Below are 25642 nucleotides of genomic sequence, written 5' to 3'. Positions count from 1 at the left end.
AGCTGCCCGCCGAGATCAGCAGGTAGCCGATGCCCTCGTTGGCCGCGGTCATCTCCGACACGGTGGTGCCGACGAAGGCCAGCGTGATCGCCACCTTCAGCGAGCCGTAGAAGTAAGGCAGCGAGCGCGGCAGCCCCACCTTGGTCAGCACGTCCCAGCGTTTCGCGCCCAGCACGCGCAGCACATCCTCCAGCTCCGGCTCCAGCGTGGCGAGTCCCGTGGCGATGTTCACCATGATCGGGAAGAAGCTGATCAGGAACGCCGTCAGGATGGCCGGGCCGACGCCGATGCCGAACCACACCACCAGGATCGGCACGAAGGCCGCCTTGGGCAGGGCATTGAACGCGGTCATCAGCGGGTAGACGGCGGTGTAGGCCATGCGCGAGCTGCCGATCAGGAAGCCCAGCAGCACGCCCACCACGATCGACAGCCCGAAGCCGGCCATCGTCACCCAGTAGGTGCGCCAGGCGTGGCCGGCGATGGTGGCGCTGTGCTGCACCAGGGCCGAGCCGATCGCGGCCGGACTCGGAAAGATGAACTCGGACACCTTGAACACCGAGCACACCACCTGCCACAGCACCAGCACCGCCACCAGCAGAAGCCACGGCGACCAGCGTTCCACGGTCTTGGCGTTCATTGCGTGACCTCCACGCTGCTGCTGTTGGTGGGCGTGGCCGGCTTGCGCATGGCGCCGATGTAGCCCCGCAGTTCCTGCACGATGGCGGTGAACTCGGGCGTGTAGGTGATCTCCAGGTCGCGCGGACGCGGCAGGTCGATCTCGCGCTTGACGACGAAGCGCCCCGGACTCTTGCTCATGACATACACCGTGTCGGCCAGAAAGACACTCTCGCGCAGGTCGTGCGTGACGAGGATGACGTTGAATTTCTGCACGGCCTGCAGGTCGCGCAGCGCGCACCACAGCTCTTCGCGCGTGAACGCATCCAGCGCACCGAACGGCTCGTCCAGCAACAGCAGCTTCGGCTCGTGGATCAGCGCCCGGCAGATCGACGCCCGCTGCTGCATGCCGCCCGAGAGCTGCCACGGGAACTTGTCCTCGTAGCCGCCCAGGCCGACGCTCTGCAGCAGCTTGCGCGCCTTGTCCTGGTACTCGGCCTTCTTCTGCTTGAACGACGAGCGATACGGCTCGACGATCTCCAGCGGCAGCAGCACGTTCTCCACCGTCGTGCGCCAAGGCAGCAGGCTCGGCGCCTGGAAGGCCATGCCGGTGATCTTCAGCGGGCCGGTCACTTCCTGGCCGTCGATCACCACGCGGCCCTTGCTCGGGCGCTTCAGGCCGGTGGCCAGCTTCATGAAGGTGGACTTGCCGCAGCCGGATGGCCCGACGATGGCGATGAACTCCCCCTCGCCGACCTGCAGGCTGATGTTCTCCACCGCGAACTGCCCGCTGGCGAGCAGTTCCTCGTTGTAGGCGAGCCAGACATCCTGGAAATCGACGAAGGCGGTCGTCATCGTGGCGTGCTCCTGGTCGAATCCGGCTTACTTCTTCGCGGGGGCGAAGATGTTGCGGTCGGCCGCAGAGGGCAGGAAGCTGCCGTTCCAGATCGCCTCGGACTTGACGCGCTCCTTGGTGCCGAACGCGTCCGACACCTGGCTGGCCATCAGCGACAGGCGCGGGCCTTTCACGTCACCGAAGGTTTCGGCCCTGGCGTCCGCGGTCAGCACCGAGGCGTCGAGCGCCAGCTTCAGGCGGCGCAGTTCCAGTTCGCTGTTGATGATGCCGTCGCGTGCCTTGACCGTCTCGACCGCACCGGCCGGGTCGGCGATGACCGCTTTCACGCCCTTCGTGAAGGCGCGCAGGAACGCCTTGATCGCCTCGGGGTTCTTCTTGACGAACTCCTCGCTGGCGATGATCGCGTTGCCGTAGAGCTTCACGCCGAACTGCGGATACGGCAGCACCACCACGTCCTCAGCCTTCACGCCGCGCGCTTCGAGGTTCAGCAGCGAGGTGAACGAGAACCCGGTGATCGCGTCGATGTCCCCGCGCACCAGCATGGTCTCGCGCAGCGGCGGGTCCATCGCGGTCCACGCCACGTTGGAGATGCCGTTGGCCTTGGCAAAGATCGGCCACGCCTTGCGGCCGGCGTCGAACACCGGGGCGCCGAGCTTCTTGCCGTTCAGGTCGGCGGGGGTCTTGATGCCGCTCTTCTTCAGCGCGAGCACCGCAGCCGGCGTGTTGTTGTAGACCATCATCACCGCGACCGGCTTGTTCGGCGCCGTCGGGTTGTTGGCGTGGAACTCCATCAGCGCGGCCAGGTCGGCGAAGCCCATGTCGTAGGTGCCCGAGGCCACGCGGGTGACAGCGCCGCCCGAGCCATTGCCCGCGTCCACCGTGACGTTGAGCTTCTCGTCCTTGAAGAAACCCTTGCTGGCGGGCACCTGGAACAGCGCGGCCGGGCCTTCGAAGCGCCAGTCGAGCTGGAACTTGATCGGGGTGTCCTCGGCCTGGGCGGCCAGCGGCAGCGTGCCCAGCAGGGAGGCGCTGGCGAGCACCAACAGGGTGCGACGGATCGGGGAAGGCTTCATCATGGTGTGTTCCGGATCGTATACAGTTTGGTGGACAATTCGGGAAAGCAGTTTGCGTGCCAGAAAACCCTTCTGCGATCGGGTCGAACCCTTGCCCCGCGCCGTCCCTCCGGCGCGGATCACCCCGACGGCGACGGGACCAACGCGCTGGCCAGATCGTGGATGCGCGGGTTCAGGCTGAGATTGCGCTCCACGCTGCCGATGTGGTCCGCCATCAGGGCGACGGCGGCGTCGGCGTCGTGGCGGGCCAGCGCCTCGACGATCGCCACATGCTCTGCCTGCGAGTGCTCGGCCGAGTGCGAGGACTGGTACATCAGCGAGATCAGCGACGAGCGCGAGAGCAGGTCGGTGAGCAGTTGCGCCAGCACCTCATTGCCCAGTTGACGGGCCAGCACCACATGGAAATCCGCCAGCAGCCGCGTGCGCCCCGGCACGTCGGTGCGCAACACGGCCTCGCGTTCAGCAACGAGGTGGGCGCGCAGCTCCTCGACTTGCGCGGGCGTGATCTGGGCGGCGAGCTGGCGGATGAGCGCGGTTTCCAGCATCTGCCGCACGGCGAACACCTGCCGCGCCTCCCCGACGCTCGGTTGCGCCACGAACGCACCGCGCGCTGGCTCCAGCGTGATGAGGCGGTCGCGGCTGAGCTGCATCAGCGCCTGGCGGACCAGGGTGCGCGAGACCTTGAAGATGTCGGCGATCGGCTGCTCGGCCAGCTTGGTGCCGGGCATGAGGCGGCGCTCGACGATGGCGGTGGTGATGGCATCGACGATGCGCTGCGTGGCGCTGGTGGGGTGATCCTCCGCCGTGGCCGCCGGCGCGTCCAGGGGGTTCGGCATCAGGGGCGGGCTATGGCGCATGGGCGATCGCGGGTGTACGTTGCATTCCGGGGTGTTCATTCCAGTGTATACACCGGCCGCAACCGTGTGCAATCGGGTCCGCCATGCTCCACCTGCTCAACCTGTTCGCCGCGATTGCCCTGCTGATCTGGGCGACGCAGATCGTCCGCACCGGCGTGCTGCGGCTGTTTGGCGAAAGCCTGCGCCGGCTGCTGGCGCTGAGCATGGCGACCTGGCCGGGGGCGATGCTGGCCGGGGCGGCGGTGACGTGCGTGGTGCAGTCGAGCACGGCCACCGCGCTGATCGTGTCGTCCTTCGTCGGGCAGGGGCTGGTGGCGACGGCGCCCGCGCTGGTCGTGATGCTGGGCGCGGACGTGGGCACGAGCGTGATGGCGCTGGTGTACTCCTTCGACCTGTCGTGGTTGTCGCCGGCGCTGATCTTCTGCGGCGTGGTGCTGCACCTGTCCCGCGAAAAGACCAGCACCGGGCGGGTCGGCCAGATCGCCATCGGACTCGGCCTGATCACGCTGGCGCTGCAGCTCATCGTCGAGAGCACGCGCCCGCTGGTCGAGGCGCCGCTGGTGCGCGCATTGCTGGTGACGCTGCCGAACGACCTGACGCTGGAGCTGATGGTCGGCGCAGTGCTCGCGATCGTGTCGTATTCGAGTCTGGCGGTGGTGCTGCTGGTGGGCACGCTGGCGCAGGAGGGCATGGTGCCGGTGGCGACCGCACTCGGGCTGGTGCTGGGGGCGAACCTGGGGCGGGCGCTGGTGGCGGTGCTGTCGGTGTCACGCTCGGACGTGGCGACGCGGCGGCTGCCGATGGGGTCGCTGGTGCTGCGCGGTCTGGCGTGCGCGGTGGCGGCGCCGTGCATGGGGGTGTTCCATGTCTGGTTGCAGCGTGGTGTTCACGAGGTGCTGCTGCAGGTGGTGCTGTTCAACCTGGCCTTCAACGCGGTGCAGGCGCTGCTGTTCGTGCCGCTGACGGGACCGCTCGCCCGCCTGCTGGAACGCTGGATGGTCACGCCCCCGCTCACCGACGGCCGCACCCCGCGCCACCTCGACCCGCTGGTGCTGACCTCGCCGTCGCTGGCGTTGAGCTGCGCCGCCCGCGAGGCGTTGCGGCAAGCCGATGCGGTCGAGACCATGCTCAGCGGCATCCAGCCCGTGCTGCGCGACAACGACCTCGACCAGGCCGAGCGGCTGCGCCAGATGGACGACGTGGTGGACGCGCTCTACACCGCGATCAAGCTCTACCTCACGCGCATTTCCCGCCAGCCGCTGTCCGAGCGCGAGAGCCAGCGGTGGACCGAAATCGTCTCGTTCACCATCAACATGGAGCAGATCGGCGACATCATCGAGCGCGTGCTGCAGGACATCGAGGACAAGAAGATCCTCAAGCAGCGCCGCTTCTCGGACGCCGGCATGGCCGAGATCATCCACCTGCACGAGCGGCTGATGGCGAACCTGCGGCTGGGCATGAGCGTGTTCCTGGACGGCCATCCGCGGGACGCCCAGAAGCTGCTGGAGGAGAAGGCGCGCTTCCGGGAGCTGGAGCACAGTTATGCGGCCAACCACCTCGGGCGGCTCAAGGACAACACCGCCGACAGCATCGAGACGAGTTCGCTGCACCTCGACCTGATCAGCGACCTGAAGCGCATCAACTCGCACATCTGCTCGATCGCGTACCCGATCCTGGAGCCGGCGGGGGCGCTGGCGAAGACGCGGTTGCGGCCGTCGCGGGTGGGGGGGCTGGACGACGTGCGGGGGTGAGGCGGGCACGGAGATCACCGCCCGGAGCGGCTCAGAACCCGATCACCGTGACGACCGTTTGCAAGAAAAAATCCCTAGGAAACGACGCCTGCCCGCGTTCATCGCGCATGTGCCAGACCGTCGTGAAGGTGCCGCTGCGGCAGGGTGCGGTGAAGTCGAGGCTGAGCGTCACCGGCTGACCGGGCGGCGTGTCGGGCAGGGGTGTGCTCGCGGTGTGGCAGCGCAGGTGGGCGTCGGCCACCGCTTCGAGCTGCGTGCCGACGCGCCGGGCGATGACCAGTTCTTCATCCAGCCGAACCAGGCTTCGCGCCCGCCACGCGACGTTGCCGACGTTCTGCAGCGTCCAGGTCTGGGTGAACGTCTCTCCCGGTGCGATCAGCGATGGATCGGGCGTGGGTGCGTGGGGGATGAAGGCCACCGAGTCGCCTGGGGTGGTCTGGCTGCGGACGACGCAGGCGGGCGCTTCCCGAGGGTCCGTGGCGTGGCGGTGGCCGTGGAGGTAGTGGCGCAGCAGCACGATCGGCGAGACATGCAGCGCCCCCGACAGCCGCGTCAGCGTGTGAACGGACGGGTCGCGGGTGGTGCCGTTCAGCAGCGAATACAGGTGCGAGCGCGTGATGCCAGCCTTGTCGGCGAGGTCGGACATCGACAGCGCCAGTTCATGCCGCGTGCGCTGGACCAGTGCCTGGATCGGCGAGCCTCTGCTCGGTGTGTGCAGGTTCATTGAGGGCCTCTCCCCGTGATGTTTTGTGCCGTGGCATGCGTGACCCTGCCAAGTGTGCAATTTTGCACATTTGTAAAGAGAGTGTGAATTTTTTGTGGATCTGTCCACTGAAGTGGACAAGTGCGTCGGTAGGATTCGTGCAAATTTCTCATAACAAGTACATGCCGGTACGCGGAACCCTGCGGTTCTCGGGCTAGGCGGTCGCATCAGGGGGAGGGTTCTTGCGGTCAGCGCCGATGCGGCGTGTGGCTGCGCAATTAATCCCTTGGTTTTCTGATGATCACCGCTTCGGATGCTGATGCGGTGGAATTTTCGTGGCTGTCGTTGTTGTCCAATAAATGTCTGACTTTTGCTGTGGAGAGTTTCTATGAAAAAATTTGGTATTCGGGCTGTGTCTATTGCTGTTGCAACCTTAATTGCTGGCTGCGGTGGTGGAGGAAGTGATGGCAACGGGTTGACTGATATTTCTGGAAGGGTTATTGATGGATACATCAAAGGCGCCACAGTATTCTGGGATTGTAATAAAAATGGGGTTTTTGATTCTAGCGAAGAATCAACTGTAACTGGTGATGATGGGGTTTATAAGATAAAAAATAAAAGCGGAGATGGTTGTCAACTGTTAGCTTATGTTCCATCTAGTGCAGTTGATAAAGATCGTCCTTTTGATGTGGGCCGATCTGCTTATACTATGCGGGCTGTTCCTGGTATTTATGATTTGATCACGCCTTTTACAACGATTATTTCGGGGAAGATGGCTTCTGATGGTATTTCTGTTGATCAGGCGAATAGTGCGCTGGCAGGTGTTCTAGTGGTGAATAAGAACTTGCTAGTTGATTTTATTGGCAATAAAGATCCCGAGCTAAGTGCTTTTGCTGTTGATGTGCGGCGGGTGCTTGAAATGGCTGCGCTAAATAAAATACCGGCAGGAAGTAGTATTTTTGAGGCAGTAAAGCTACGCTACGCTGATTCGGCATTCATGGCATCTGTTGCGCGTGGCATCGAGGTTTTTGACTACTCATTTACCTCCACAATCGATCGAGTAAGTAAATTTTACAATGGAAATCCCGGTAATAAATTGGTTCGACGGGTTGTTTTTTCCGATTCTCAGATCAATGCGGACTTGGATCGAATTGCTGGTCAAGTTAACTCGCGAGGCGGTGCTTTGTTTGGAAGCGCAGATTGGAATAAATTTAGTGATGATGAAATCAAAAAATATTCCTTAGTATTAATCAAGATAATTCAGTAAAGCCAATTTCATTGCGCAGTGTTGATTTGCAAGAAATTCAAAGAAAGAGAAATTTTTTGTTTTCTTCTGCGAGTGCTGCGTTAAATTTAACAATTAAAAATGAAAATGATTTAAGTACTTTTTTCACGAATGATCCAGGTGCTACTTTCGATTGGTTGTTGGAGTCAATTTCAATTTCAGGTGAATTGGCTGTTGATTTTTCTACTCTTGCTATACCGCTTCCTAAGGTGGGGAGACCATCCAATTTGACAAAAGAGCTTAAGGCGTTTGTTTCCGATAGTGGGCGGGGTAGTTTATTCAAAAGTGGAACGCAGATTGCTACTTCATATGCAAAGTGCGTGAAAGCTATATATGTTCTTGATGATGTTCTGGCTATAACGGGAGAAGTCGATTATTCGGATGCAATATCTGGTTTTGTTTTTGATTGTGGTGCATTCTTTTTTGATAATATAAAAGAAATTTCAAAAATACAGAAAAATGGTAAAATTAGTGATGCATTTGATGTGGCGGCCAAAGTTCTTGATGCTTCCGGGAATGTATATCTAACTTTGACGGAGAAAGATAAGTTATTGATTGTGTACAGATATTACATAACAATTTTTGGCTTGTTGCATACAGCGCTTGATGGTGTACCTGATCCCGTTACAAAAAAGGTTAATGCTGGAATTGATATTGGTGTTCAGGGATTGAAGGCGATGGTCGCTTCAATGGAGCTTGAAAAAGCCGCAAACGAGAAGAGGGATGAGAAATACGATGCTGCATTTAAGCTGTATAATGAGCGAGCCAGTAAAATATGGCGCAGTTATTTTATTTCTTTTTTGGAAATATATGATGATTATTATTTCCGGGTTGCTGACGCCAGTGCTTGCACAAACGGAACTGAACTAGATCTGGTCGGGGTGTGTTCACCGCCGGTAATCGCTAGTGTCTCCGGGGTCTCGCCTGCGGTTGCAAATCTGAGTCAAGCGACAACATTCACCATCACCGGCCAAAACCTCCCCCTAACCTCCGTCCTCTCCATCGCCGACGCCACCTGCCAGACCCCCACCAACCGGACGGCCACGGGCTTCACCGTGGTCTGTACGCCGGGTGGGGCGGCTGAGAGCAAGGTGGTGACGGTCAAGACGGATACGGAGGCGAATGGTGGAGTGGTGATTGATGCGAGCAGGGTGGTGACTGTTCAAAACAGTCCCTCTAGTTACGGCTGGAATGTTTCCACGCATGCCCAGTATCAATATATGCAATTATTTGGAATATCGATGGGTTCGGACGGGAGTATTTATGGCGCAGACATCCATCAACATTCAGTGCATAAAGTTGCAAAAAATGGGATCGTTTCTGCATTTTTTAATATAAATAGTGGATACGTTGATTGTGCATACATGTTGAATCCGTACTCTGTCGCTGTGGGTCGTGACGGTGAGGTTTACGTCGCTGATACTGGTTATAATATTATAGACAAGCTAACGGGTGTCAATTCAAAGGCGCAGACTTTTGGATATTGTAAATATCCATATGGTGTGATCAGCTATAACGGCGTCAAGTTTAATGGTCCAGTTGGGATTGCTGTTGGCCCTGATGGATCGGTATACACGGCCAATGCTGGTAATGGTGACCTGATTGAAAGAAATTACATTGCAAAAATTAAGCCAGATGGCTCAACCTTAATTTTGGCTGGATCAAATTCGACTGGATTTGCCAATGGCCAAGGTGTAGCTGCTTCGTTTAATTTCGAGTCTTTATCTGGTATGACGGTTGATCAAAATGGAAACATTTATGTGGCTGATAATGGTAATCATGTAGTTAGAAAAATTTCTCCAGATGGTTATGTGGCGACAGTGGCAGGGTCCGGTGTTGCTGGATTCTTGGATGGCCCAGCATCGATCGCATCTTTCAAGAATCCTACTGCTGTTGCTATTGACAGCAAAGGAAACATGTACGTTGCTGATTCAGGGAATCTTAAAGTTAGAATGATTTCTGCAAATGGTATTGTTTCAACAATTGCAGGCGGTGGCGCCATCGTAAACAACGAGACGGTTGATGGGGTTGGTGGCTCGGCATCATTCTTGGCCTTGTTCGGAATGACTGTAGATAAAGATGACAATATATATGTCACTGACGCATGGCGAAAGGACGGTGGTTGGTATTGGGGGAAAATTAGAAAAATATCCTATGGCATAATAAAATAAGTTGCAGCACTGCGATGAAACAAAAACAGCCAGCGTTGGCCGATGCGTTGCTGGCTGGCCGCCCCCCACGTCAGAATAGTTGCCGCGTCGATAGAACCCGAAGTCATCACATTCGGCGCCGATGAAGACGAGGCGCTGTTGCAGGCGGTCGATGCGCTGGAGACGGGTCTGTCGTTCTACATCGAGGCGTGCCGACCATTGCCCGTCGCCAGTGCGCCGCAACCGGGCCTGTGCACCGCGCGCCCCTCGGCGCGGGAGTGCACCAGGCTGGGTGTGTACCGGGCGATGACCGACTCGCCCATGAACCCACTTGACAACTAAAACCTAGTTGGTTAATTTCATCCCATCACGCATGGAAAAGCGCACCCCTCACTGCAAGCTGTCGATCGTCAAGACCCTGGTCGATGCGGGCAAGGTGCGCATGACCCAGAGTGCGGTCATCGGAGGAAGACTGCTGGGTGTGGATGAAGACGGCATCGTGTCCACGGTTCTGGCCCTCACCCCGCAGGATTTCTACAAGTCGATGACCACCCACGCCGATCACCGCCTCTGGCAAGACGTGTACCGTCCCCGCACGGCGGTTGGCGATGTCTACCTCAAGCTGACGGTCATCGACGATGTGCTGATCGTGTCGTTCAAGGAGTTGTGACCATGAAATGCCCCGCCTGCGGCGCCGCCGAACTGGTGCATGACACCCGCGACGTGCCGTTCACCTACAAGGGTGAAACGACGATCATCCCGGCTGTGACCGGTGATTTCTGCCCCGCCTGCACCGAGTCCGTACTGGACATGGCACAGGCCCGCCGCTTTGGCGATCAGGTGGCCGAGTTCATCAAGCAGGTGAACGCCACCATCGTCGATCCCGGCTTCATCGCCAACGTGCGCAAGAAGCTCGCCCTCGGCCAGCGCGAAGCCGCGCAGATCTTCGGCGGCGGCGTCAACGCCTTCTCGCGCTACGAAACCGGCAAGACCCGGCCGCCGCTGGCCCTGGTGAAGCTGCTGAAAGTGCTGGACCGCCACCCGGAGTTGCTGGACGAGGTGCGGGCGGTGTAGAGACGGCATGCCTCCGTTTCCATGTCGCCGAAGCCGTGCCAACGAGCTGAAAAATGCAAAATCAAACCATTGATGGTGTCGAGGTCATGCGCAGTTCCGGCAACGTGTTCGCCGACCTGGGCTTGCACGACGCTGAAAAGCTCAAGATCAAGGCGGGCCTCGTGATCGAGATCCGCAAGGCGATGCGGCTGCAGGGGCTGACCCAGCAGGTGGCGGCCAAGCGCATGGGCATCACCCAGCCCAAGGTGTCGGACATGATGCGCGGCGATTTCTCGAACCTGTCCGAGTGCAAGCTGATGGACTGCCTGAACCGGCTGGGCTACGACATCGAGATCAAGGTCCGGCCAGCGGCCCAGCCGGTCGGGCATTTGATGCTCGCCGTCGGTTGATCAGAGAAACACATCCGCCCGCACCCGGAACCGCTGCGCCAGCCCCGTGTGGTGTGTTGCATCGAATATGATGCCCATCATCATCAATAAAGATGCAGGCGCCCGCCATGAGAACCACCGTCACCCTCGACGACGAGCTGTACGAACAAGCCCTGGCCATGGCCGATCCCGCGATGGACAAGGCCGATCTGTTCCGGGAAGCCGTCAAGACCTTCGTGCGGGTACAGGCGGCCAAGCGGCTGGCGGCGCTGGGTGGGGTCGTGCCCGACATGCAGGACGTGCCACGCCGCCACGAAGTGCCCGCGGCATGACGGCCGTGGCCGGGGTGCTCATCGACACCTCCGTCTGGGTGGACCACTTTCGCCACCACAACGGCGCACTGGTGGCCCTGCTGGGCCTGGACATGGCCTGGACGCACCCGATGGTGGTGGCCGAATTGGCCTGCGGGACACCTCCGGCGCCACGCCGACGGACGCTGGGCGACATGGAACAGCTTCAACAGGTCCAGCAGGCCACGCTGCCAGAGGTGATGGTGCTGATCGAGCGCGAGAAGCTGCACGGGCTGGGGTGCGGGCTGGTGGACTTGGTGTTGCTCGCCTCGACGCGCATCACGCCTGGGGCCGTGCTGTGGACGCTGGACAAGCGGTTGGCCGGGTTGGCTGCGCGGTTGGGGGTGTTGCACCAACCCGTGTCGCATTAGGTCGCCGCCGCCGCCTCGGCCCGGAGATGCCGGTACACCCGCCCCCGCGACACCCCCAGCGCCCGCGCCGTCTTCGACACGTTCCCGCCATGCTCGGCCAGCGCCTGCACGATCGCCTGGTGCTCGGTCTCGCGCAGTGACGCCGTGCTGTCCGGCCGCTCGACTGGCGGGACGGACGCGGCCACCGGCTTGGGCGCGACCGCATGCACCGGCCGGTGCCCGTCGCGGCTGCGCCAGTCGCAGCGCACCCACAGCATCAGGCCGTTGGGCAGGTGCAGCGGCTGGGGCTGGGCCGGCGTGCTCCAGCCGATGAGCGTGGACAGCGGGACGCCGAAATGCGCCTCGACCCCGCCCCGCGCCTGCGCCGTCGCCATGCCATCCCGCAGCCCCAGCAGCCGCGCCGCCGCACCATTGAACCAGTCGAGCCGTCCGTCGCCCGTGATCCCCGCCAGCCCGGCCATCGGCGTGTCGAGCAGGTTCGGCGCGATCTGCATCCGCACGACCAGGTGCTCGGTGGACTGCGCACACAGCAGCCGGTTCTCGATCTCCGCCGCGTAGTGGCCGACCACCGACCCGGCATCGAACCCGAACGGCCGCCCCTCGCTCGACAGGTCCAGCACCCCGGCGAGTTGGCCGCGGATGTCGTGGATCGGCGCGGCGGCGCAGTGCATCGCCTGGACATTGCCGAAGTAGTGCTCCGCGCCCGAGACCACGCAGGGCCGGGCGGTGCGCGCCGTCACGCCCGGCGCGGTGGTGCCGACCGCCTCTTCCGACAGGTTCACGCCGATGCGCGTCGTCACCGGCATCAGCCGCTCGTGGCTGCGCGCCTGCACGAAGGTGCTGCCGATGATGATGCCCTGGGCGTCGGTGAGCATGGCGGTGCCGCTGGTGCCGGCCAGCGTGTATTGCAGGCGCGCCATCTCGTCGGTCGCCGCCGCGAGCAGTTGCTGGTTCAGCCGCAGCGCGCCGTGGACGCGGCTGGGCGTGACCGGCTCGAACTCGACCGACCGGCTCGGGTCCTGGCGGGCGTGCAGGCAGCGGGTCCACGACTGGATCACCGCCTCGCTGACCATGCCCGACGGGCGGATGCCTTCCTCGAAATAGCGTTGCCGTGCCAGGGCGATGCGTTGGGCGGCCGAGGCATAGAACGGGTTGGCGGGCAGGTGCTGGCCGTGGGTCATGGCGGTGTCTCCGTGCAGCGAGTGTGCGGGCGGGCCGGGCCATGGGGCAAGGTGTGCCGTGGCGGAACACTCCGGGCCTCGGGTAAATCCCGAAGTGGCCGCGCTGTCGGGCTGGGTCTATCGTGGTCCGTGAACTGATCCGCACCGAGTTGCACAACAGGAGACACCCCCATGCTGAACCTGCCCATCCGAAGCCTCATGGCCTGCGCGGTGGCTGCCCTGGCCACCGCCAGCGGCGCCCAGAGCCTCGCCGACCTGCGCAACGACGCCGCCACGCCGGGCGATGTCAGCACCTACGGCATGGGCTGGGGGCTGCAGCGCCACTCGACCAGCCAGGAGATCACGCCCGCGAACGTGAAGGGCCTCGCGCCGGTCTGGAACCTGAGCCTCGACAACTCGACCAACGCCTCGAACCAGCCGCTGCTGATCGACGGCACGATGTACGTCGCCACCCACAACAGCACGGTCGCGGTTGACGCCATCACCGGCCGCCAGAAGTGGAAGGTCGGCGTGGACCTGCCGAACGACATCGCCGGCTACCTGTGCTGCGGCATCCACACGCGCGGCATGGCGGTGCTCGACGGCGTGCTCTACCGGACCACGATCGACGCCCATGTGATGGCGATCTCGGTGGCCGATGGCAAGGTGCTGTGGAAGCAGAAGGCCGCCGACTACAAGGACGGCTATTCGATGACCCACGCGCCGCTGATCGCGGGCGGCGTGCTGGTCACGGGCATCTCGGGCGGCGAATACGGCACCCGCGGCTTCATCAACGGCTGGGACTTGAAGACCGGCGCGAAGAAGTGGCACCGCTGGACCACCGCGCTCCCCGGCGAGCCGGGCGGCGACACCTGGAAGGGCGACGCCGCGAAGACCGGTGGCGGCCCGACCTGGCTGACCGGCAGCTACGACCCGGAGCTGGACCTCGTGTACTGGGGCGTCGGCAACGGCGGCCCGTGGAACGCGGCGACCCGCGGCGGCGATTCGCTGCACATCAACTCGGTGCTGGCGCTGCGGCCCTCGACCGGCGAGATCGTCTGGACCTACCAGTTCTCGCCCGGCGATCCGTATGACTACGACGGCGTGAACGAGCTGGTGCTGGCCGATCTGCCCATCGCGGGCAAGAAGACCAAGGTGCTGATGCAGGCCAACCGCAACGGCTTCTTCTACGTGATCGACCGCCAGTCCGGCAAGCTGCTGTCGGCCACGCAGTTCGCGCGCAACGTCAACTGGGCCACCGGCATCGACATGAAGACCGGCCGCCCGATCGACACGCCGATGACCACCACGGTGCGCAAGTCCGAGGAGATGAAGGACTTCGTCGAGGTCTGGCCGAGCGCGTTCGGTGGCAAGAACTGGATGCCGATGAGCTTCGACCCAGGGCGCGGGCTGGTGTTCATGAACACGATCGACGTGGGCATGAAAGTCCGCTACACCAAGCAGGAACGCCCCGGCGGCCCGAACTGGTACCTCGGGCTGGAGCTGGGCGGCTTCGTCAGTCCGGCCGACGGCAACCGCGGTGCGCTGGTGGCCTGGGATCCGGTGGCGGCCAAGCCGGTGTGGACGGTGCTGAACAAGTCGCCGTTCTGGGCGGGTGTGCTTTCGACGGCGTCGGGTCTGGTGTTCACCGGGGCGCAGAACGGGCAGTTCCTGGCGTTCGACTCCAAGTCCGGCCAGCAGTTGTGGTCGTTCCAGACCGGCTCGGGCATCTCCGGCCTGCCGATCGCGTGGGAGAAGGGCGGGCGCGAGTACATCACCGTGCTCAGCGGATCGGCGCACGTCTACGGCGCACTGGCGGGTGACCCGGACACGGCCAATGTGCCAGCGGGTGGCTCGGTGTGGACCTTCGCGCTGCCGAAACGATGAAGACAGGCGTTCTTGCCCTGGCGCTGTGGGGCGCCTTGTCCGGGTCTGGCGCCGTGCAGGCACAGGAGGCGGCGCCCGACCCGGTCGAGGCCGGGCGGCGCCTCTACGTCATCTCCTGCCAGCGGTGCCACGGCATCAACCTGGTCTCGAACAGCATCGGCTTCGACCTGCGCACCTTTCCGCAGCACGACAAGGCGCGGTTCGTGCGCTCGGTGAACGAAGGGCTGCGGGCGATGCCGGCTTGGGGCGCTGTGCTCAAGCCGGGGCAGGTGGAGCTGCTGTGGGGGTATGTGGGGTCGGTGAACGGGTGGGCGGCTGCGGCCAGCGCGCCGCAGTGAGCGGGGGCGTATCCCCGCCCCATGTGTTCTTCAACCGAGTTGCAGGAACACCCGCCCGCCCTCGACCTTCACCGGATAGCTGCGCACCGCCTCGGTGACGGGCGCGCAGGTCGGGCGGCCGTCGCGCACGTCGAACTTGCCCTGGTGCAGCGGGCATTCGATCTCGTGGCCGTCGAGGAAGCCGTCGCACAGGCGGGCGTGGCCGTGGGTGCAGAGGTTGTCGGTGGCGTAGACCTCGTCGCCGACGGTGTAGACCGCGATGTCGCGCCCGGCGACCGCGAGGCCCATCACGTCGTCGGTGGGCAGGTCAGCGGCCGACAGTGCATCGACCCAGTTCGTGGTGCTCATGGTGTTCTCTTCTCGGTTCGGTTCAGATCGGTTCAGATCGGTTCAGATGGGATAGATGATCGAGTTGGGGATCATCTCGGAGTCGTAGATGCACTCGCGCGAGGCGAACTTCAGCCCCGCTGGCGTGCGCACCACGACATCCAGGTAGCGCCCGACGTTGAACACGGTCGAGACTTCGGACAGCTTGGTGCGGAACACCGCGTAGTTGGCCTCGCAGCGCCAGCGGCCGTCCCCGGCTTCATGCACCAGTGGGGTGCCGACGATGTGGCGCTGGTAGTAGGGATCGTGGAACAGCGTTTCCTTGATGCCGTAGACGCGGTCCTTCAGCATCCCCTTGCTCGTGAACCCCAGCGTCGCCAGCGGGAAGCCACGCTCGTGGTTCTCGCGGGGCTGCAGGCGGTACACGCAGTCGTCGGTGAAGAACTCGGGCCAGAGATCCCAGTTGCCGGAATCGACGGCGCTGGCGTAGTCGGCGTAGAGCTGGGTCAGGGCCAGCCAGTCTTCAAAGCCCATCGGGGTGGTCATGGGGGTGGTCATGGCTCAAGCCTCCATCACGTTGCGCCAGTAGCGGTACATGCCCCGGATCAGCGTCTCCGTGACCATGTGTTCGGTGTTTTCCACGCCATGCCCGCCGAGTTCGGCCAGCGTGCGGTGGAAGGGCTTGCTCTCGAAGGCTTCCTGCGAAAACTCGATGACCTCGCCGTCGTCGGCCGAAACGAAGCCGGCCGGGCCGAACAGGTTGGCTTGCCGCAGGCGGCGCTCGGTCATCTCCGCGCTGTCGTCCTCGAAGCCGAAGTGGGTCCAGACGAAGTCGAAGCTGCCGTGGCCGTCGGGCTGGATGTGGCGGGTCGAGACGCTGTTGACCTGCTGCTGCAGGATCACGCTCGGGAAGATGGTCGTCATCACCGCCGTCGGGCCGTTCCACCACGGCTCGGGCACGATGTCGAGGAAGCTCGGGTCGTGGAGCTGCATGCTTTCCTTGAAGCTCGACACCTGGGTCACCTGCGCCGCGTCGGTGGATTTGCTCGCCGTGCCGCGGGTGGAGATCATCGCGGCGTGGCGGTGCTGGTCGTCCATGCGCAACTGCGACTTGTTGTCGGCGCGCCAGAGGCCGAAGGTGACGAACCAGGTGTGCAGCAGGCCGGGGTGGTAGGGGTCTTTGATGTTCTCCTGCATCAGCTTCCAGTTGCCGGGGATGCGCTGGCGGTTGTAGCCGAGGATCTTCAGTTTCCGGCCGTCGAAGAGGCGGTCGAAGTAGCCCAGGATGGTGGGGCCGAGGTAGTCCTCCAGCGACTCGACTTCGTGGTCGAAGGACGCGAAGACCACGCCGCCGCGCACGGCGACCTTCAGCTTGGTCAGGTTGTGGTCGCTGGTCTTGAAGTCCGCCGGCATGCCGCCCTGCACCTTGCCGTCCTGCTTGACGCCGCGGCGGAAGGGCACGCCCTGCAGATCACCCTTGAGCGTGTAGCTCCACTGGTGGTAGGGGCAGACGAATTCCTTGCGGTTGCCGTGGCGCTCGCGGCAGAAGCGCATGCCGCGGTGGGCGCAGACGTTCTCGATCACGCTGACCGTGCCGTCTGGGTCGCGGGCCATGATCACCGAGCGTTCGCCGACGACCGTGCGCTTGAAGTCGCCCGGATTCGGCACTTCGGCTTCCAGGCCGACGTAGCACCAGTGCGCCTTGTAGAAGAAGCGTTCCAGCTCGCGCTGGTAGATCTCTTTGTCGGTGTAGGCGAGGAAGGGGATGCGGTGGGTGCCGTCGCCTTCCCAGGTGAGTTCGGTGGGAAAGACCGTCGAGGTCGTCGAGGTAGTCGATGGATCGCTCATGCTGGATCTCCTCAATCAAGTGCCTTGGTTGTAGAACGCGTCGGCATAAATGTGCGCGGCCCCGATGCCCTTGCGGCGCGCCACCACCGTGGCCGCTTCGACCATCGGCGGCGAGCCGCACAGGTAGGCTCGCCAGCCGTCGAGCGCGCCGTGGTCCTGCTCGATGGCGTCGGTGACGAGTCCGCAGCGGTGGAGGGCCGGATCGCCGCCCGACGCCACGACGACCTGCACGTTCAGGGCCGGGTGTTCGCGCTGCAAGGCGTCGAGTTCGGCCAGGCCGTACACGTCACGCGGCGAGCGCACGCCGAAGTACAGGTGGACGGGGTTCGCCATGCCCTGCGCGACCGCACCGCGCAGGATCGACAGGATCGGCGCCAGCCCCGTGCCGCCCGCGACACAGAGCATCGGTCCTTCGTGCTGGCGGCGCAGATAGGCCGATCCCAGCGGCCCGCTGACCCGCACGGCGTCCCCGACCTTCAGGTCGTTGGCGATGTAGCCGGTCACGCGCCCATCGGGGACGAGACGGACGTGGAACTCGAACACCTCGTCGCCGCTCAGTCCGGCCATCGAGTACGGACGGATGTGGCTAGGCGTGAACTGCAGTTGCACGTACTGGCCGGGCGAAAACTCGATGGGTTTGGCCGGGCGGATCACCAGCCGGCGGATGTCGTGTGTCAGTGCCTCAATGGCGGTGACGGTGCCCTTGACGATGCGGGCCGGATGGACCACGACTTCATCGGGTTCCGGAATCTCGATCGTGCAAGGCTCGGTGAGGTAGGTCTGGCAAGCGAGCACGTAGCCTGCATCACCGGCGAGCGGGGCTTGCTGCTCGCCGCCGTCGTGCTGCACTTCACCCTCCAGCACGCGGCAGCGGCAGGTGCCGCAGCGGCCCGCCATGCACGAATACGACATCGGCACCTGGGCTTCCTGCAGGGCTTGCAGCAGGTTGGCGCCGGGCTGGACCCGGATGACACGGTTGAGCGGTTGAACGAGGATGTCCATGGCAGGTTTGGTGGAGCGTGGCGCATCATTCCCGGTTTGCCGGAATCAGCCAATAGAATCGGTTGAATGTGAACCATCACTGGCGATGATGCACACGACCTGCACGACCCACACGGCCCGCACGGAGACCCCATGGAACTGACCGACATCGACCTCAACCAGTTGGTGGTGCTCCAGCAGTTGATGGTCGAGCGGCGCGTGTCCAAGGTGGCGGAGAACCTGGGCCTGACGCAGCCGGCGGTGAGCAACACGCTGGCCAAGCTGCGGCGGCAGTTCGGCGACGACCTGTTCGTGCGCACCCCGGCGGGCATGATGCCGACCCCGTTTGCCGAGCAGCTCGGCGAGACCATCGGCTACGCGCTCGGCATGATCCACAGCGGCCTGAACCAGCACAGCCGCTTCGATCCGGCCAGCGTGCAGCGGTCGGTGACGATCGGGATGACCGACATCGGCGAGATCGTGTTCCTGCCGCGGCTGCTGGAGCGGCTGCGCGAGGTGGCGCCCGGCGTGTCGCTCGGCACCGTCCGCACCACGGCCACGACCCTGCGCGACGACATGGAGTCCGGCAAGGTGGACCTGGCGATCGGGCCGCTGCCGCAGCTCAAGGCCGGTTTTTTCCAGCGCCGCTTGTTCCGCCAGCGGTACGTCTGCCTGTTCCGCCAGCAGCACCCGCTGGACCAGCCCGGTCGGCCCCTGTCCCTCGCCGAGTTCAAGGCGGCCGAGCACCTGGTCATCGTGTCGGCGGGCACCGGCCACGGCAAGGTCGATGCCTTGATCCGGCAAGCCGGGGTGGAGCGCAGCGTGCGGCTGACCGTGCCGCATTTCGTCAGCGTGGGCCACATCCTGCGGCGCACGGACATGGTGGCGACCGTGACCGAGCGGCTGGCCGAGAGCTTGGTCGAGCCGTTCGGGTTGACCTGCCAGCCGCACCCGATCGACCTGCCGGCGGTGGCGATCAACGTGTTCTGGCACGCCAAGGTCCACCGCTCGCCCCTGCACCAGTGGCTGCGCGGGCTGGTGTTCGAGCTGTTCGGCGAGGACCAGTCCACCGAGCTGGCGCCGTCGGAGCCACATCACGGCGGGTGATGCACCACATTCGCCCCAGCCCATAGGCGCGCGCGTGCAGACGCACGACGATCGGCGCCATGCACCACCTGTCGAACCTGTCCCTGCTGCACTCACGCCCCGACCGCATCGCGCTGGCGCGCGAGCGGTTCTTCGAGGGCGGACAGGCGCCGACCGGCGTGGTCAGCGAAGCGGTGTTCGAGTCCTGGGCGCGCTGCCTGCGCCTGCATGGCAACCCGAACGAACGCGCCACCTTCCAGCCGGTGACGGCCAGCCGGACCCAGTTGGCGCTGATGAAGAACCGCCCCTTGCGCCAGGCCTGGCTGGACGAAGTGCCGCGGCTGGAGGCGATGCTCAGCACGTCGAACTGCACGGCGATGCTGACCGACGCCACGGGCGTGCTGATCGGCTCGACCTGCGTGGGCCGCTCGCACGAGGAGCTGATGCCGGTGGCGACGCGGCTGGGCGTCAACCTCTCCGAAGATGCTGTCGGCACCACCGCGCCCGGCGTGGTCGCCCGCACCGGCAAGCCTGTGTGCGTCCAGGGCGGCGAGCACTTCTTCGACAGCGTCAAGGAGATGCACTGCGCCGCTGCGCCGATCCGCGACATCCGGGGGCAGTTGGCCGGGGTGCTCGACCTCTCCAGCGAGCGCATCCCGTTTGCCTTCGATGCGGCGGCGGTGGCCGGGCTGTACGCCGGCGCGATCGAGAACCGCCTGCTCGTGGCGCAGTCCACCGAGCACCTGGTGGTGCGCTTCCAGGTCGCGCATGACCTGCTCGACTCGGCGATGGTGGGGCTGATCGGGATCGACGTGGGCGGGCGGATCGCGTGGGAAAACGGGGTGGCCCGCAGCCTGCTCGGGGGACGTGCCCATCCCGCCGCCCAGGCAGAGCGGTGGCTGGAGCCGTCGTTCGGTTTGCCGTGGGAACAACTGGTGGCCTTGCCAGCGGCGGGGGCCGCGCCGCTGGCCTTGCCCAATGGGCTGCAGGTGTGGGCACGGGCCGAGATGCGGGCACCCGATGGCCGCCGCGGGCTGGTGGTCGGGGCGAGCCTGCCCGCTGTAGCGCCGGAGCCGCCGGTCGTCCCCGAACCGACCGCCGAACCCATGGAGGAACCTGTCGCCGATCCGCGTGCGGCCAAGCGCCTGCGCGAATCGGACCTCGACCTCATCCGCACGACGCTCCAGGCGTGTGGTGGCAACGTGTCGGACGCCGCCAAGCAGCTCGGCGTGTCACGCGGGCTGATCTACCGCCGCCTTCGGGGTTGATCGACCGCATCGACGCGGCCCGGCACGGTGGTGTCCGTGTTCTCAAACGGAACACCGCCCACCCCACGTTTTCCCGAAGTTCTGGCTGCACCCCCTGCACCCCTACCGTTCGCCACCTAGATGAACGGAGACGCTCCCATGCAGGACCACCTGGACCGACTTGAACACGCCCTGATGGCCGGCCGCATCAACCGCCGCGGTTTCATCCGTGCTGCGGCTGCCGCCGGACTCGCGGGCAGCAGCCTGCACGCCCTCGCCGACGAACTCGATGCCGTTCGCGCCAACCAGGCCGAGCGCGCCAAGAACCTGCAAGCCGCCTACGACTACATCGTGGTCGGCACCGGCAGCGCCGGCTCGGCCCTGGTCGGCCGCCTCGCGGTGGCGCGTCCCGATGCCAGCATCCTCGTGCTGGAAGCTGGCGACTGGGACACGGCGCCCTCGATCCACGACCCCAGCGTCTGGTTCACGAACCTGGGCACCGAGCGCGACTGGAAGGACGTGGCCATCCCGTCCAGCGGCACCAACAACCGCGCTATCCCCGAACACATGGGCCGCGTCGTCGGTGGCGGCAGCAGCATCAACGCCACCATCTGGGCGCGTCCGTTCAAGGACGACCTGGAGCACTGGGCGGCCGAGAGCGGCGACAAGGCGTGGGGCTACGAGCACGGGCTGTCGATCTACCGGCGCATGGAAAACTGGCAGGGCAAGCCGGATGCACGCTACCGCGGCCAAGGCGGCCCGGTGTGGTGCCAACCCGCCGCCAACCCGCACCCGCTGGCGCCCGCGATGCTCGCCGCCTGCAAGAGCCTGGGCATGCCGATCCTCGACGACCTGAACGGCGCGCGTGAGGAAGGTTCGGGCGGCTTCGCGCTGATGAACCAGATCATCCGCGACGGCCGCCGCCAGAGCATGGCGCGGTCCTACCTCTACCCGGTGCTGGGCCGCAAGAACGTGACGCTGCTGGTCAACACGCACGTCGATCGCCTGACGTTCGCCGGCACCAAGGTCACGGGCGTCGAACTCGCCGGCGCCGCAGGTCCGCGCCGCATCCAGGCCAAGACCGAGGTGATCCTGTCTTCGGGTGGCATCAACACGCCCAAGCTGCTGATGCTCAGCGGCATCGGCGACGACGCCCAACTGCGCAGCCACGGCATCAAGACGCTGGTGAACGCACCCGAGGTCGGCCAGAACTTCCAGGACCACCTGCTGCACGGCGGCTGCCTGTGGGAACCCCAGGAGCACATCCCGCACCGCAACAGCGCGGCCAACGCCTCGGGTTTCCTCAAGAGCCAGGCGGGACTCGCCTCGCCCGATGTCAACCTGGTGCAGATCGAGATCCCCTACGCCAGCGACGTGGTGGGCAAGCGTTACGCCCCGCCGAACACGAGCTGGGCCTTGTGCTCGGGCTTGGTCGCGCCGAAGAGCCGCGGCGAGCTGCGCCTCAGATCCGCCAACCCGGCCGACCGTCCGATCGTCGATGCCCGCTTCCTGAGCCACCCGGACGACGTGAAGGCGCTGGCCTACGGCATCGAAGTGGCCCGCGAGATCGGCAACTCGGCGGCGATGCGCGACTTCGTCAAGCGCGAAGTGGCTCCTGGCAAGAAGCTCACCGGCAAGGACATGGAGGACTTCGTCCGCGACGGCGCCACGACCTACTTCCACCAGGCCGGCACCTGCCGCATGGGCAAGGACAGCAAGGCCGTGGTGGACGCCAAGCTGCGTGTCAACGGCGTGCAGAACCTGCGCATCGCCGACAGCTCGATCATGCCGCGCATCGCCTCGGTGGCCACGATGGCGAGCTGCGCCCTGATCGGCGAGCGCATGGCCGAGATCCTCACCGCCTGAACCCCCGTTCATCTTTCCGCCTTTCCGCCTTTCCACCCCCACCTGGAACACCCCATGGACTCCCAACTGCTCGTCAACAACGAACTCCGCGCCGCCTCCGATGGCGCCACTTTCGAGCGCCGCCACCCCGTCAGTGGCGAAGTCGTCACCCGCGCAGCGGCTGGCTCGGTCGAGGACGCCGTCGCGGCGGTCGAATCGGCCCAGACGGCGTTCCTGGCGTGGCGCCATTCGCCCCCGTCCGAGCGCCGCCGCCTGCTGCTGAAGGCCGCCGACGCACTCGACGCCCGCACGCCCGCCTTCATCCAGGTGATGGGCGAGGAAGTCGGGGCCTCGCCGCTGTGGGCCGGGTTCAACGTCTATCTGGCCGCGAACGTGTTCCGCGAAGCCGCCTCGATGGCCACGCAGATCCAGGGCGAGACCATCCCCACCGACAAGCCCGGTGCGCTGTCGATGACGGTGCGCCAGCCGGTCGGCGTGATCCTGAGCATCGTGCCGTGGAACGGGCCGGTGGTGCTGGCCGCCCGCGCCATCGCCTACCCGATCGTCTGCGGCAACACGGTGGTGTTCCGCGCCTCCGAAGCCAGCCCGCGCACCCACCAGCTCGTGGCCGAGGCGCTGGTCGAGGCCGGCTTCCCGCCGGGCGTGCTGAACATGCTGACCAACGCCCCGAAGGACGCGCCGGAAGTCGTGGACACGCTGATCGCCCACAAGGCGGTGCGCCGCATCAACTTCACCGGCTCGACCCGCGTCGGCCGCATCATCGCCGTGAAGGCGGCCCACCAGCTCAAGCGTTGCCTGCTGGAGCTGGGCGGCAAGTCGCCGCTGGTGGTGCTGGACGATGCGAACGTGGACGAGGCGGTCAAGGCGGCCGTGTTCGGCTCGTTCCTGTACCAAGGCCAGATCTGCATGTCCACCGAGCGCATCGTGGTGGACGAGTCCATCGCCGACGAGTTCGTGGCCAAGTTCGCTGCGCGCGCCAATGAACTGCCGGCGGGTGATCCGACCCAGAACGCCGCTTGCGTGATCGGCCCGATGGTGACGAAGGAGTCCGGCCCGCGCCTGAACGCGCTGATCGACGACGCGCTGGCCCAGGGCGCCACGCTGGCCTGCGGTGGTCACGCGGATGGCGCGGTCATGCCCGCCACGATCGTGGACCATGTCAAGCCCGGCATGAAGATCTTCGACGAGGAGACCTTCGGCCCGATCACCACCATCGTGCGCGTCAAGGGTGTCGAAGCCGCCGTGGCCGCTGCCAACGACACCGCCTACGGCCTGTCGGCGGGCATCTTCGGCCGTGACGTGACCCGTGCGCTGGGCGCGGCGCTGCAGATCGACTGCGGCTCGGTCCACGTCAATGGCGCGACGGTGCAGAACGAGGCCCAGGCGCCCTACGGCGGCATGAAGAACAGCGGCTACGGTCGTTTCGACGGCCGCGCCGTGATCGACGAGTTCACCGAACTGAAGTGGATCACGCTGGAGCCGTCGGTGCAGCAGTACCCGGTCTGACCGAGTACGGACACTGACACTGCAACCAAGAGGCCCCGGTGGTTTTGAACCACCGGGGCCTCTTTCATTCACCTGTCACCTGTCACCTGTCATCTGTCATCTGTCATCACTGGCAGGTGTAGCTGCCCGCTGCCGTGACCGCACCACTGCCGCTGTAACGCACCTTCTTCGGATAGACGCACAACGGCATCGACACGGTGCCATCGGACGAGGTGGCGGTGAAGGTGCTCGGCGCTGTGCCTTGCTCCACCCACGACTGCAACGCCAGGAACAGCTCATCACGCCCCAAGGCGGTCTGCGGCACCGGCACCTTGGCGGCGGCTTCCAGACGACCGCCGTGCGACAGGCCAGGGATGTGGACGTAGCGGAAGAACTTCTGCACTTCGGCCACGCCGCCCATCGCCGAGGCCACCCGGTTGTAGTAGTTGTCCGATCCCTGCGGGGCGATCAGGTTGTCGGCAAGCCCGTGGTAGAGCAGCAGCTTGCCCTTGCGTGCGTTGAAGGCGGTGAGGTCCGGGTTGTCGGTGTTGATGTTGCTGAACTGCGGTTGCTGGACCAATCCCTGGTAGGCGGCCACCGTGAGGTCGTTGTAGCTGAACCGCTGCCAAGCGTTGGCGCCATTGCCTGTGGCGTTGGAGAAGAAGACCGAGCCGAGCGCCGCGTTCTGCATCTCGATGGCGACCTGGTCCGTCGCGATCGGGAAGGCATTGGCACCAGCGAGTCCGTCAAGTGGCGCGCCGCGCGTGAGGCCGAACCAGAGCTGGTTACTGCCTGCGAGGTAAGGGCCTGATGCGTTGTCCAGCGCCGGATCGGGCACGCTGCCATCGGCTGTCTGGCCATACCAGATGCGGTTGAACACGGAGGCTTCCGCCAGCGTGACGCAACTCGCCGCGCTGGCATTCGTGCCGACCACGCCGCCGTTGCCCGCCACGCCCGTGCAGAGCGCCGCAGCATCCTTGGTCGGGTCATAGCGGCAGGCGTAGGGGTCGGTCAGGAAGCCGAGCGCCGCGCCGCCGCACGCCGCGATCGCTGCAGTGGAGACCGCCGTGAGCTTGGCGCTGGCGATCGGGCCACCGAGTTCGCGCTGCATCGCCACCTGCGGGTACAGCTCGTTGGTGATGAAGCGCGTCCAGTTGATGGCCGGTGCGCCGGAGAGGATGCCGTCGAAGTCGTCGGGGTAGACCTGCGCGAGCTTCAGACCTTGGCGACCGCCGGTGGAATAGCCGTCCCAGTAGGCGTAGCTGTGCGCCTTGCCGTAATAGAGCTTGGCCAGGGCCTTCGACTTCACCGACATCTCGTGGAGGCTGCGCTCGGCGAAGTCCTTCCACAGCGTGGTGTTGACCGTGCCGTCCGGGTTCATGCCGAAGGAGGCGCTGATGCCGCCGAAGGGGCTGGTGTGGCCGTGGTCAGAGGTCGCCACGACGTAGCCCTTGCCGGCGGTGGAGGCGTGCAGGTCGTTGCCGTCACCGCCACCACCGATGGTGGTGGTGCTGGTTTGCGCACTGCCGGCCCAGCCGCCGCTGCCGTAGGCGCGGATGCGCTGGTTCCACGCTGCGTGGGCGGGCAGCCAGACCTCGATGCCGATGCCGGCGGAGGTCGAGGGCGCCGTGGCGGGGCCGGCATTGCCAGGACCGACGAGCAGCTTGACCAGGCACAGGTCGGCCGGTGCAACGGGCGGCGCGGGCGTGGTCGGGGTGCCGGACAGCGCGATGGCGTCACCGGCCTTGAAGGACTTGACCAGCAGCACCGTCGTGTTCGCGTCCGGCTTGAAGGCGGTCTTGAGTCCATCGTCGCAGGACAGCGCGGTCACGGTCGGCGTGGCGGGGGTGCTGTCGCCGCCGCCGCAGCCTTGCACGAGGGCGGTCATGGCCAGGGTGGCGCTCACGCCTGCAAGCCGAAGCCCTGGGGGTGGGAGAGGAAATGGCATGGTGGTCTCGCTTTCG

The 25642-nt window shown here is 64.6% G+C and carries 26 protein-coding genes; 15 read left to right on the top strand and 11 right to left on the bottom strand.

The genetic code is table 11. The features are described 5' to 3' along the window. The 4 genes from QZW52_RS06075 to QZW52_RS06060 all read right to left on the bottom strand — a co-directional run. A partial coding sequence (locus QZW52_RS06075; RefSeq protein ID WP_293996353.1) for an ABC transporter permease occupies positions 1 to 637 on the bottom strand: 637 nt, incomplete at its 3' end. Beyond that, complete coding sequence (locus QZW52_RS06070) at positions 634 to 1470, bottom strand: ABC transporter ATP-binding protein (protein WP_293996351.1); 837 nt, start codon at positions 1468 to 1470, stop codon at positions 634 to 636. The genes QZW52_RS06070 and QZW52_RS06075, both read right to left, overlap by 4 nt. A gap of 27 nt (positions 1471 to 1497) precedes the next feature. Further along, positions 1498 to 2544 carry an ABC transporter substrate-binding protein gene (locus QZW52_RS06065; RefSeq protein ID WP_293996355.1) on the bottom strand — a complete coding sequence of 349 codons (1047 nt, stop codon included), beginning with the start codon at positions 2542 to 2544 and terminating at the stop codon, positions 1498 to 1500. Positions 2545 to 2663: 119 nt separating this feature from the next. Beyond that, entirely contained in the window at positions 2664 to 3380 is a 717-nt protein-coding gene (locus QZW52_RS06060; RefSeq protein WP_293996349.1) for a GntR family transcriptional regulator, read from the bottom strand. Positions 3381 to 3484: 104 nt separating this feature from the next. On the opposite strand from QZW52_RS06060, the gene QZW52_RS06055 reads away from it, so the two are divergent. After that, positions 3485 to 5152 (top strand): Na/Pi cotransporter family protein, encoded by a 1668-nt coding sequence (locus QZW52_RS06055; protein WP_293996347.1) that lies wholly within the window; start codon positions 3485 to 3487, stop codon positions 5150 to 5152. Positions 5153 to 5183: 31 nt separating this feature from the next. Here the strand turns inward: QZW52_RS06055 and QZW52_RS06050 are convergent, their stop codons facing one another. Continuing rightward, the gene (locus tag QZW52_RS06050) at positions 5184 to 5876 is read right to left on the bottom strand and encodes an NBR1-Ig-like domain-containing protein (RefSeq protein WP_293996345.1); all 693 of its coding nucleotides are present in this window, start codon (positions 5874 to 5876) and stop codon (positions 5184 to 5186) included. Between the two features lie 367 nt (positions 5877 to 6243). Between QZW52_RS06050 and QZW52_RS06045 the strand changes: the two genes are divergently transcribed. The 8 genes from QZW52_RS06045 (at position 6244) to QZW52_RS06010 (ending at position 11453) form a co-directional block, all read left to right on the top strand. Further along, positions 6244 to 7122, top strand: a complete 879-nt coding sequence (locus QZW52_RS06045; RefSeq protein ID WP_293996343.1) for a hypothetical protein — start codon at positions 6244 to 6246, stop codon at positions 7120 to 7122. Positions 7123 to 7133: 11 nt separating this feature from the next. Further along, a complete protein-coding gene (locus tag QZW52_RS06040) occupies positions 7134 to 9311 on the top strand; it encodes an IPT/TIG domain-containing protein (RefSeq protein ID WP_293996341.1) in 2178 nt (725 codons plus the stop codon). Between the two features lie 42 nt (positions 9312 to 9353). Beyond that, the gene (locus tag QZW52_RS06035; protein ID WP_293996339.1) at positions 9354 to 9632 is read left to right on the top strand and encodes a type II toxin-antitoxin system HicB family antitoxin; all 279 of its coding nucleotides are present in this window, start codon (positions 9354 to 9356) and stop codon (positions 9630 to 9632) included. 31 nt (positions 9633 to 9663) lie between these two features. Next, positions 9664 to 9960: a type II toxin-antitoxin system MqsR family toxin gene (locus QZW52_RS06030; protein ID WP_293996337.1), complete on the top strand. Its 297-nt coding sequence runs from the start codon at positions 9664 to 9666 to the stop codon at positions 9958 to 9960. Positions 9961 to 9962: 2 nt separating this feature from the next. Next, positions 9963 to 10364, top strand: a complete 402-nt coding sequence (locus QZW52_RS06025) for a type II toxin-antitoxin system MqsA family antitoxin (protein WP_293996335.1) — start codon at positions 9963 to 9965, stop codon at positions 10362 to 10364. 53 nt (positions 10365 to 10417) lie between these two features. After that, complete coding sequence (locus QZW52_RS06020) at positions 10418 to 10753, top strand: helix-turn-helix domain-containing protein (protein WP_293996333.1); 336 nt, start codon at positions 10418 to 10420, stop codon at positions 10751 to 10753. 107 nt (positions 10754 to 10860) lie between these two features. Continuing rightward, positions 10861 to 11064: a type II toxin-antitoxin system VapB family antitoxin gene (locus QZW52_RS06015; RefSeq protein WP_293996331.1), complete on the top strand. Its 204-nt coding sequence runs from the start codon at positions 10861 to 10863 to the stop codon at positions 11062 to 11064. Further along, the gene (locus QZW52_RS06010; RefSeq protein ID WP_293996329.1) at positions 11061 to 11453 is read left to right on the top strand and encodes a type II toxin-antitoxin system VapC family toxin; all 393 of its coding nucleotides are present in this window, start codon (positions 11061 to 11063) and stop codon (positions 11451 to 11453) included. The genes QZW52_RS06015 and QZW52_RS06010 overlap by 4 nt, the downstream gene beginning before the upstream one ends. On the opposite strand, the gene QZW52_RS06005 is transcribed toward QZW52_RS06010, so the two are convergent. Further along, entirely contained in the window at positions 11450 to 12634 is a 1185-nt protein-coding gene (locus tag QZW52_RS06005; RefSeq protein WP_293996327.1) for a helix-turn-helix domain-containing protein, read from the bottom strand. The genes QZW52_RS06010 and QZW52_RS06005 overlap by 4 nt on opposite strands. A 171-nt stretch (positions 12635 to 12805) precedes the next feature. On the opposite strand from QZW52_RS06005, the gene QZW52_RS06000 reads away from it, so the two are divergent. Further along, entirely contained in the window at positions 12806 to 14500 is a 1695-nt protein-coding gene (locus tag QZW52_RS06000; protein WP_293996325.1) for a PQQ-dependent dehydrogenase, methanol/ethanol family, read from the top strand. Further along, positions 14497 to 14838, top strand: a complete 342-nt coding sequence (locus QZW52_RS05995) for a c-type cytochrome (RefSeq protein ID WP_293996323.1) — start codon at positions 14497 to 14499, stop codon at positions 14836 to 14838. Before QZW52_RS06000 ends, QZW52_RS05995 begins: the two co-directional genes overlap by 4 nt. 30 nt (positions 14839 to 14868) lie before the next feature. Here QZW52_RS05995 and QZW52_RS05990 read toward each other — a convergent pair whose 3' ends face one another. Genes QZW52_RS05990 through QZW52_RS05975 form a run of 4 tightly spaced genes read right to left on the bottom strand, consistent with a single transcriptional unit; the run spans position 14869 to position 18015 of the window. Beyond that, complete coding sequence (locus QZW52_RS05990; protein ID WP_293996321.1) at positions 14869 to 15186, bottom strand: non-heme iron oxygenase ferredoxin subunit; 318 nt, start codon at positions 15184 to 15186, stop codon at positions 14869 to 14871. Between the two features lie 42 nt (positions 15187 to 15228). After that, the gene (locus QZW52_RS05985) at positions 15229 to 15711 is read right to left on the bottom strand and encodes an aromatic-ring-hydroxylating dioxygenase subunit beta (protein ID WP_434738280.1); all 483 of its coding nucleotides are present in this window, start codon (positions 15709 to 15711) and stop codon (positions 15229 to 15231) included. A 15-nt stretch (positions 15712 to 15726) separates the two neighbouring features. Next, the gene (locus tag QZW52_RS05980) at positions 15727 to 17013 is read right to left on the bottom strand and encodes an aromatic ring-hydroxylating dioxygenase subunit alpha (protein WP_293996317.1); all 1287 of its coding nucleotides are present in this window, start codon (positions 17011 to 17013) and stop codon (positions 15727 to 15729) included. A gap of 15 nt (positions 17014 to 17028) precedes the next feature. Further along, positions 17029 to 18015, bottom strand: coding sequence for a 2Fe-2S iron-sulfur cluster-binding protein (locus QZW52_RS05975; RefSeq protein WP_293996315.1), 987 nt, complete (start codon positions 18013 to 18015; stop codon positions 17029 to 17031). Between the two features lie 132 nt (positions 18016 to 18147). Here QZW52_RS05975 and QZW52_RS05970 point away from each other — a divergent pair, with 132 nt between their 5' ends. The 4 genes from QZW52_RS05970 to QZW52_RS05955 all read left to right on the top strand — a co-directional run bounded on the left by QZW52_RS05970 (position 18148) and on the right by QZW52_RS05955 (position 23699). Further along, positions 18148 to 19101 carry a LysR family transcriptional regulator gene (locus QZW52_RS05970; protein WP_293996313.1) on the top strand — a complete coding sequence of 318 codons (954 nt, stop codon included), beginning with the start codon at positions 18148 to 18150 and terminating at the stop codon, positions 19099 to 19101. 59 nt (positions 19102 to 19160) lie between these two features. After that, complete coding sequence (locus QZW52_RS05965) at positions 19161 to 20348, top strand: GAF domain-containing protein (protein ID WP_293996311.1); 1188 nt, start codon at positions 19161 to 19163, stop codon at positions 20346 to 20348. A 138-nt stretch (positions 20349 to 20486) separates the two neighbouring features. Further along, on the top strand, positions 20487 to 22193 hold the full coding sequence (locus QZW52_RS05960) for a GMC family oxidoreductase (RefSeq protein WP_293996309.1): 1707 nt from the start codon (positions 20487 to 20489) through the stop codon (positions 22191 to 22193). A gap of 54 nt (positions 22194 to 22247) precedes the next feature. Then, positions 22248 to 23699, top strand: coding sequence for an aldehyde dehydrogenase (locus QZW52_RS05955; RefSeq protein ID WP_293996307.1), 1452 nt, complete (start codon positions 22248 to 22250; stop codon positions 23697 to 23699). Positions 23700 to 23805: 106 nt separating this feature from the next. Here the strand turns inward: QZW52_RS05955 and QZW52_RS05950 are convergent, their stop codons facing one another. After that, the gene (locus QZW52_RS05950) at positions 23806 to 25584 is read right to left on the bottom strand and encodes a tannase/feruloyl esterase family alpha/beta hydrolase (protein WP_293996305.1); all 1779 of its coding nucleotides are present in this window, start codon (positions 25582 to 25584) and stop codon (positions 23806 to 23808) included. Positions 25585 to 25642 lie beyond the last annotated feature (58 nt).

Origin of the sequence: Sphaerotilus sp. (assembly GCF_013299175.1) — a bacterium.
GTDB lineage: Bacteria > Pseudomonadota > Gammaproteobacteria > Burkholderiales > Burkholderiaceae_C > Sphaerotilus.
Note: the sequence above shows the minus strand (reverse complement) of the source record. Positions and strands in the feature narration are given on the sequence as shown.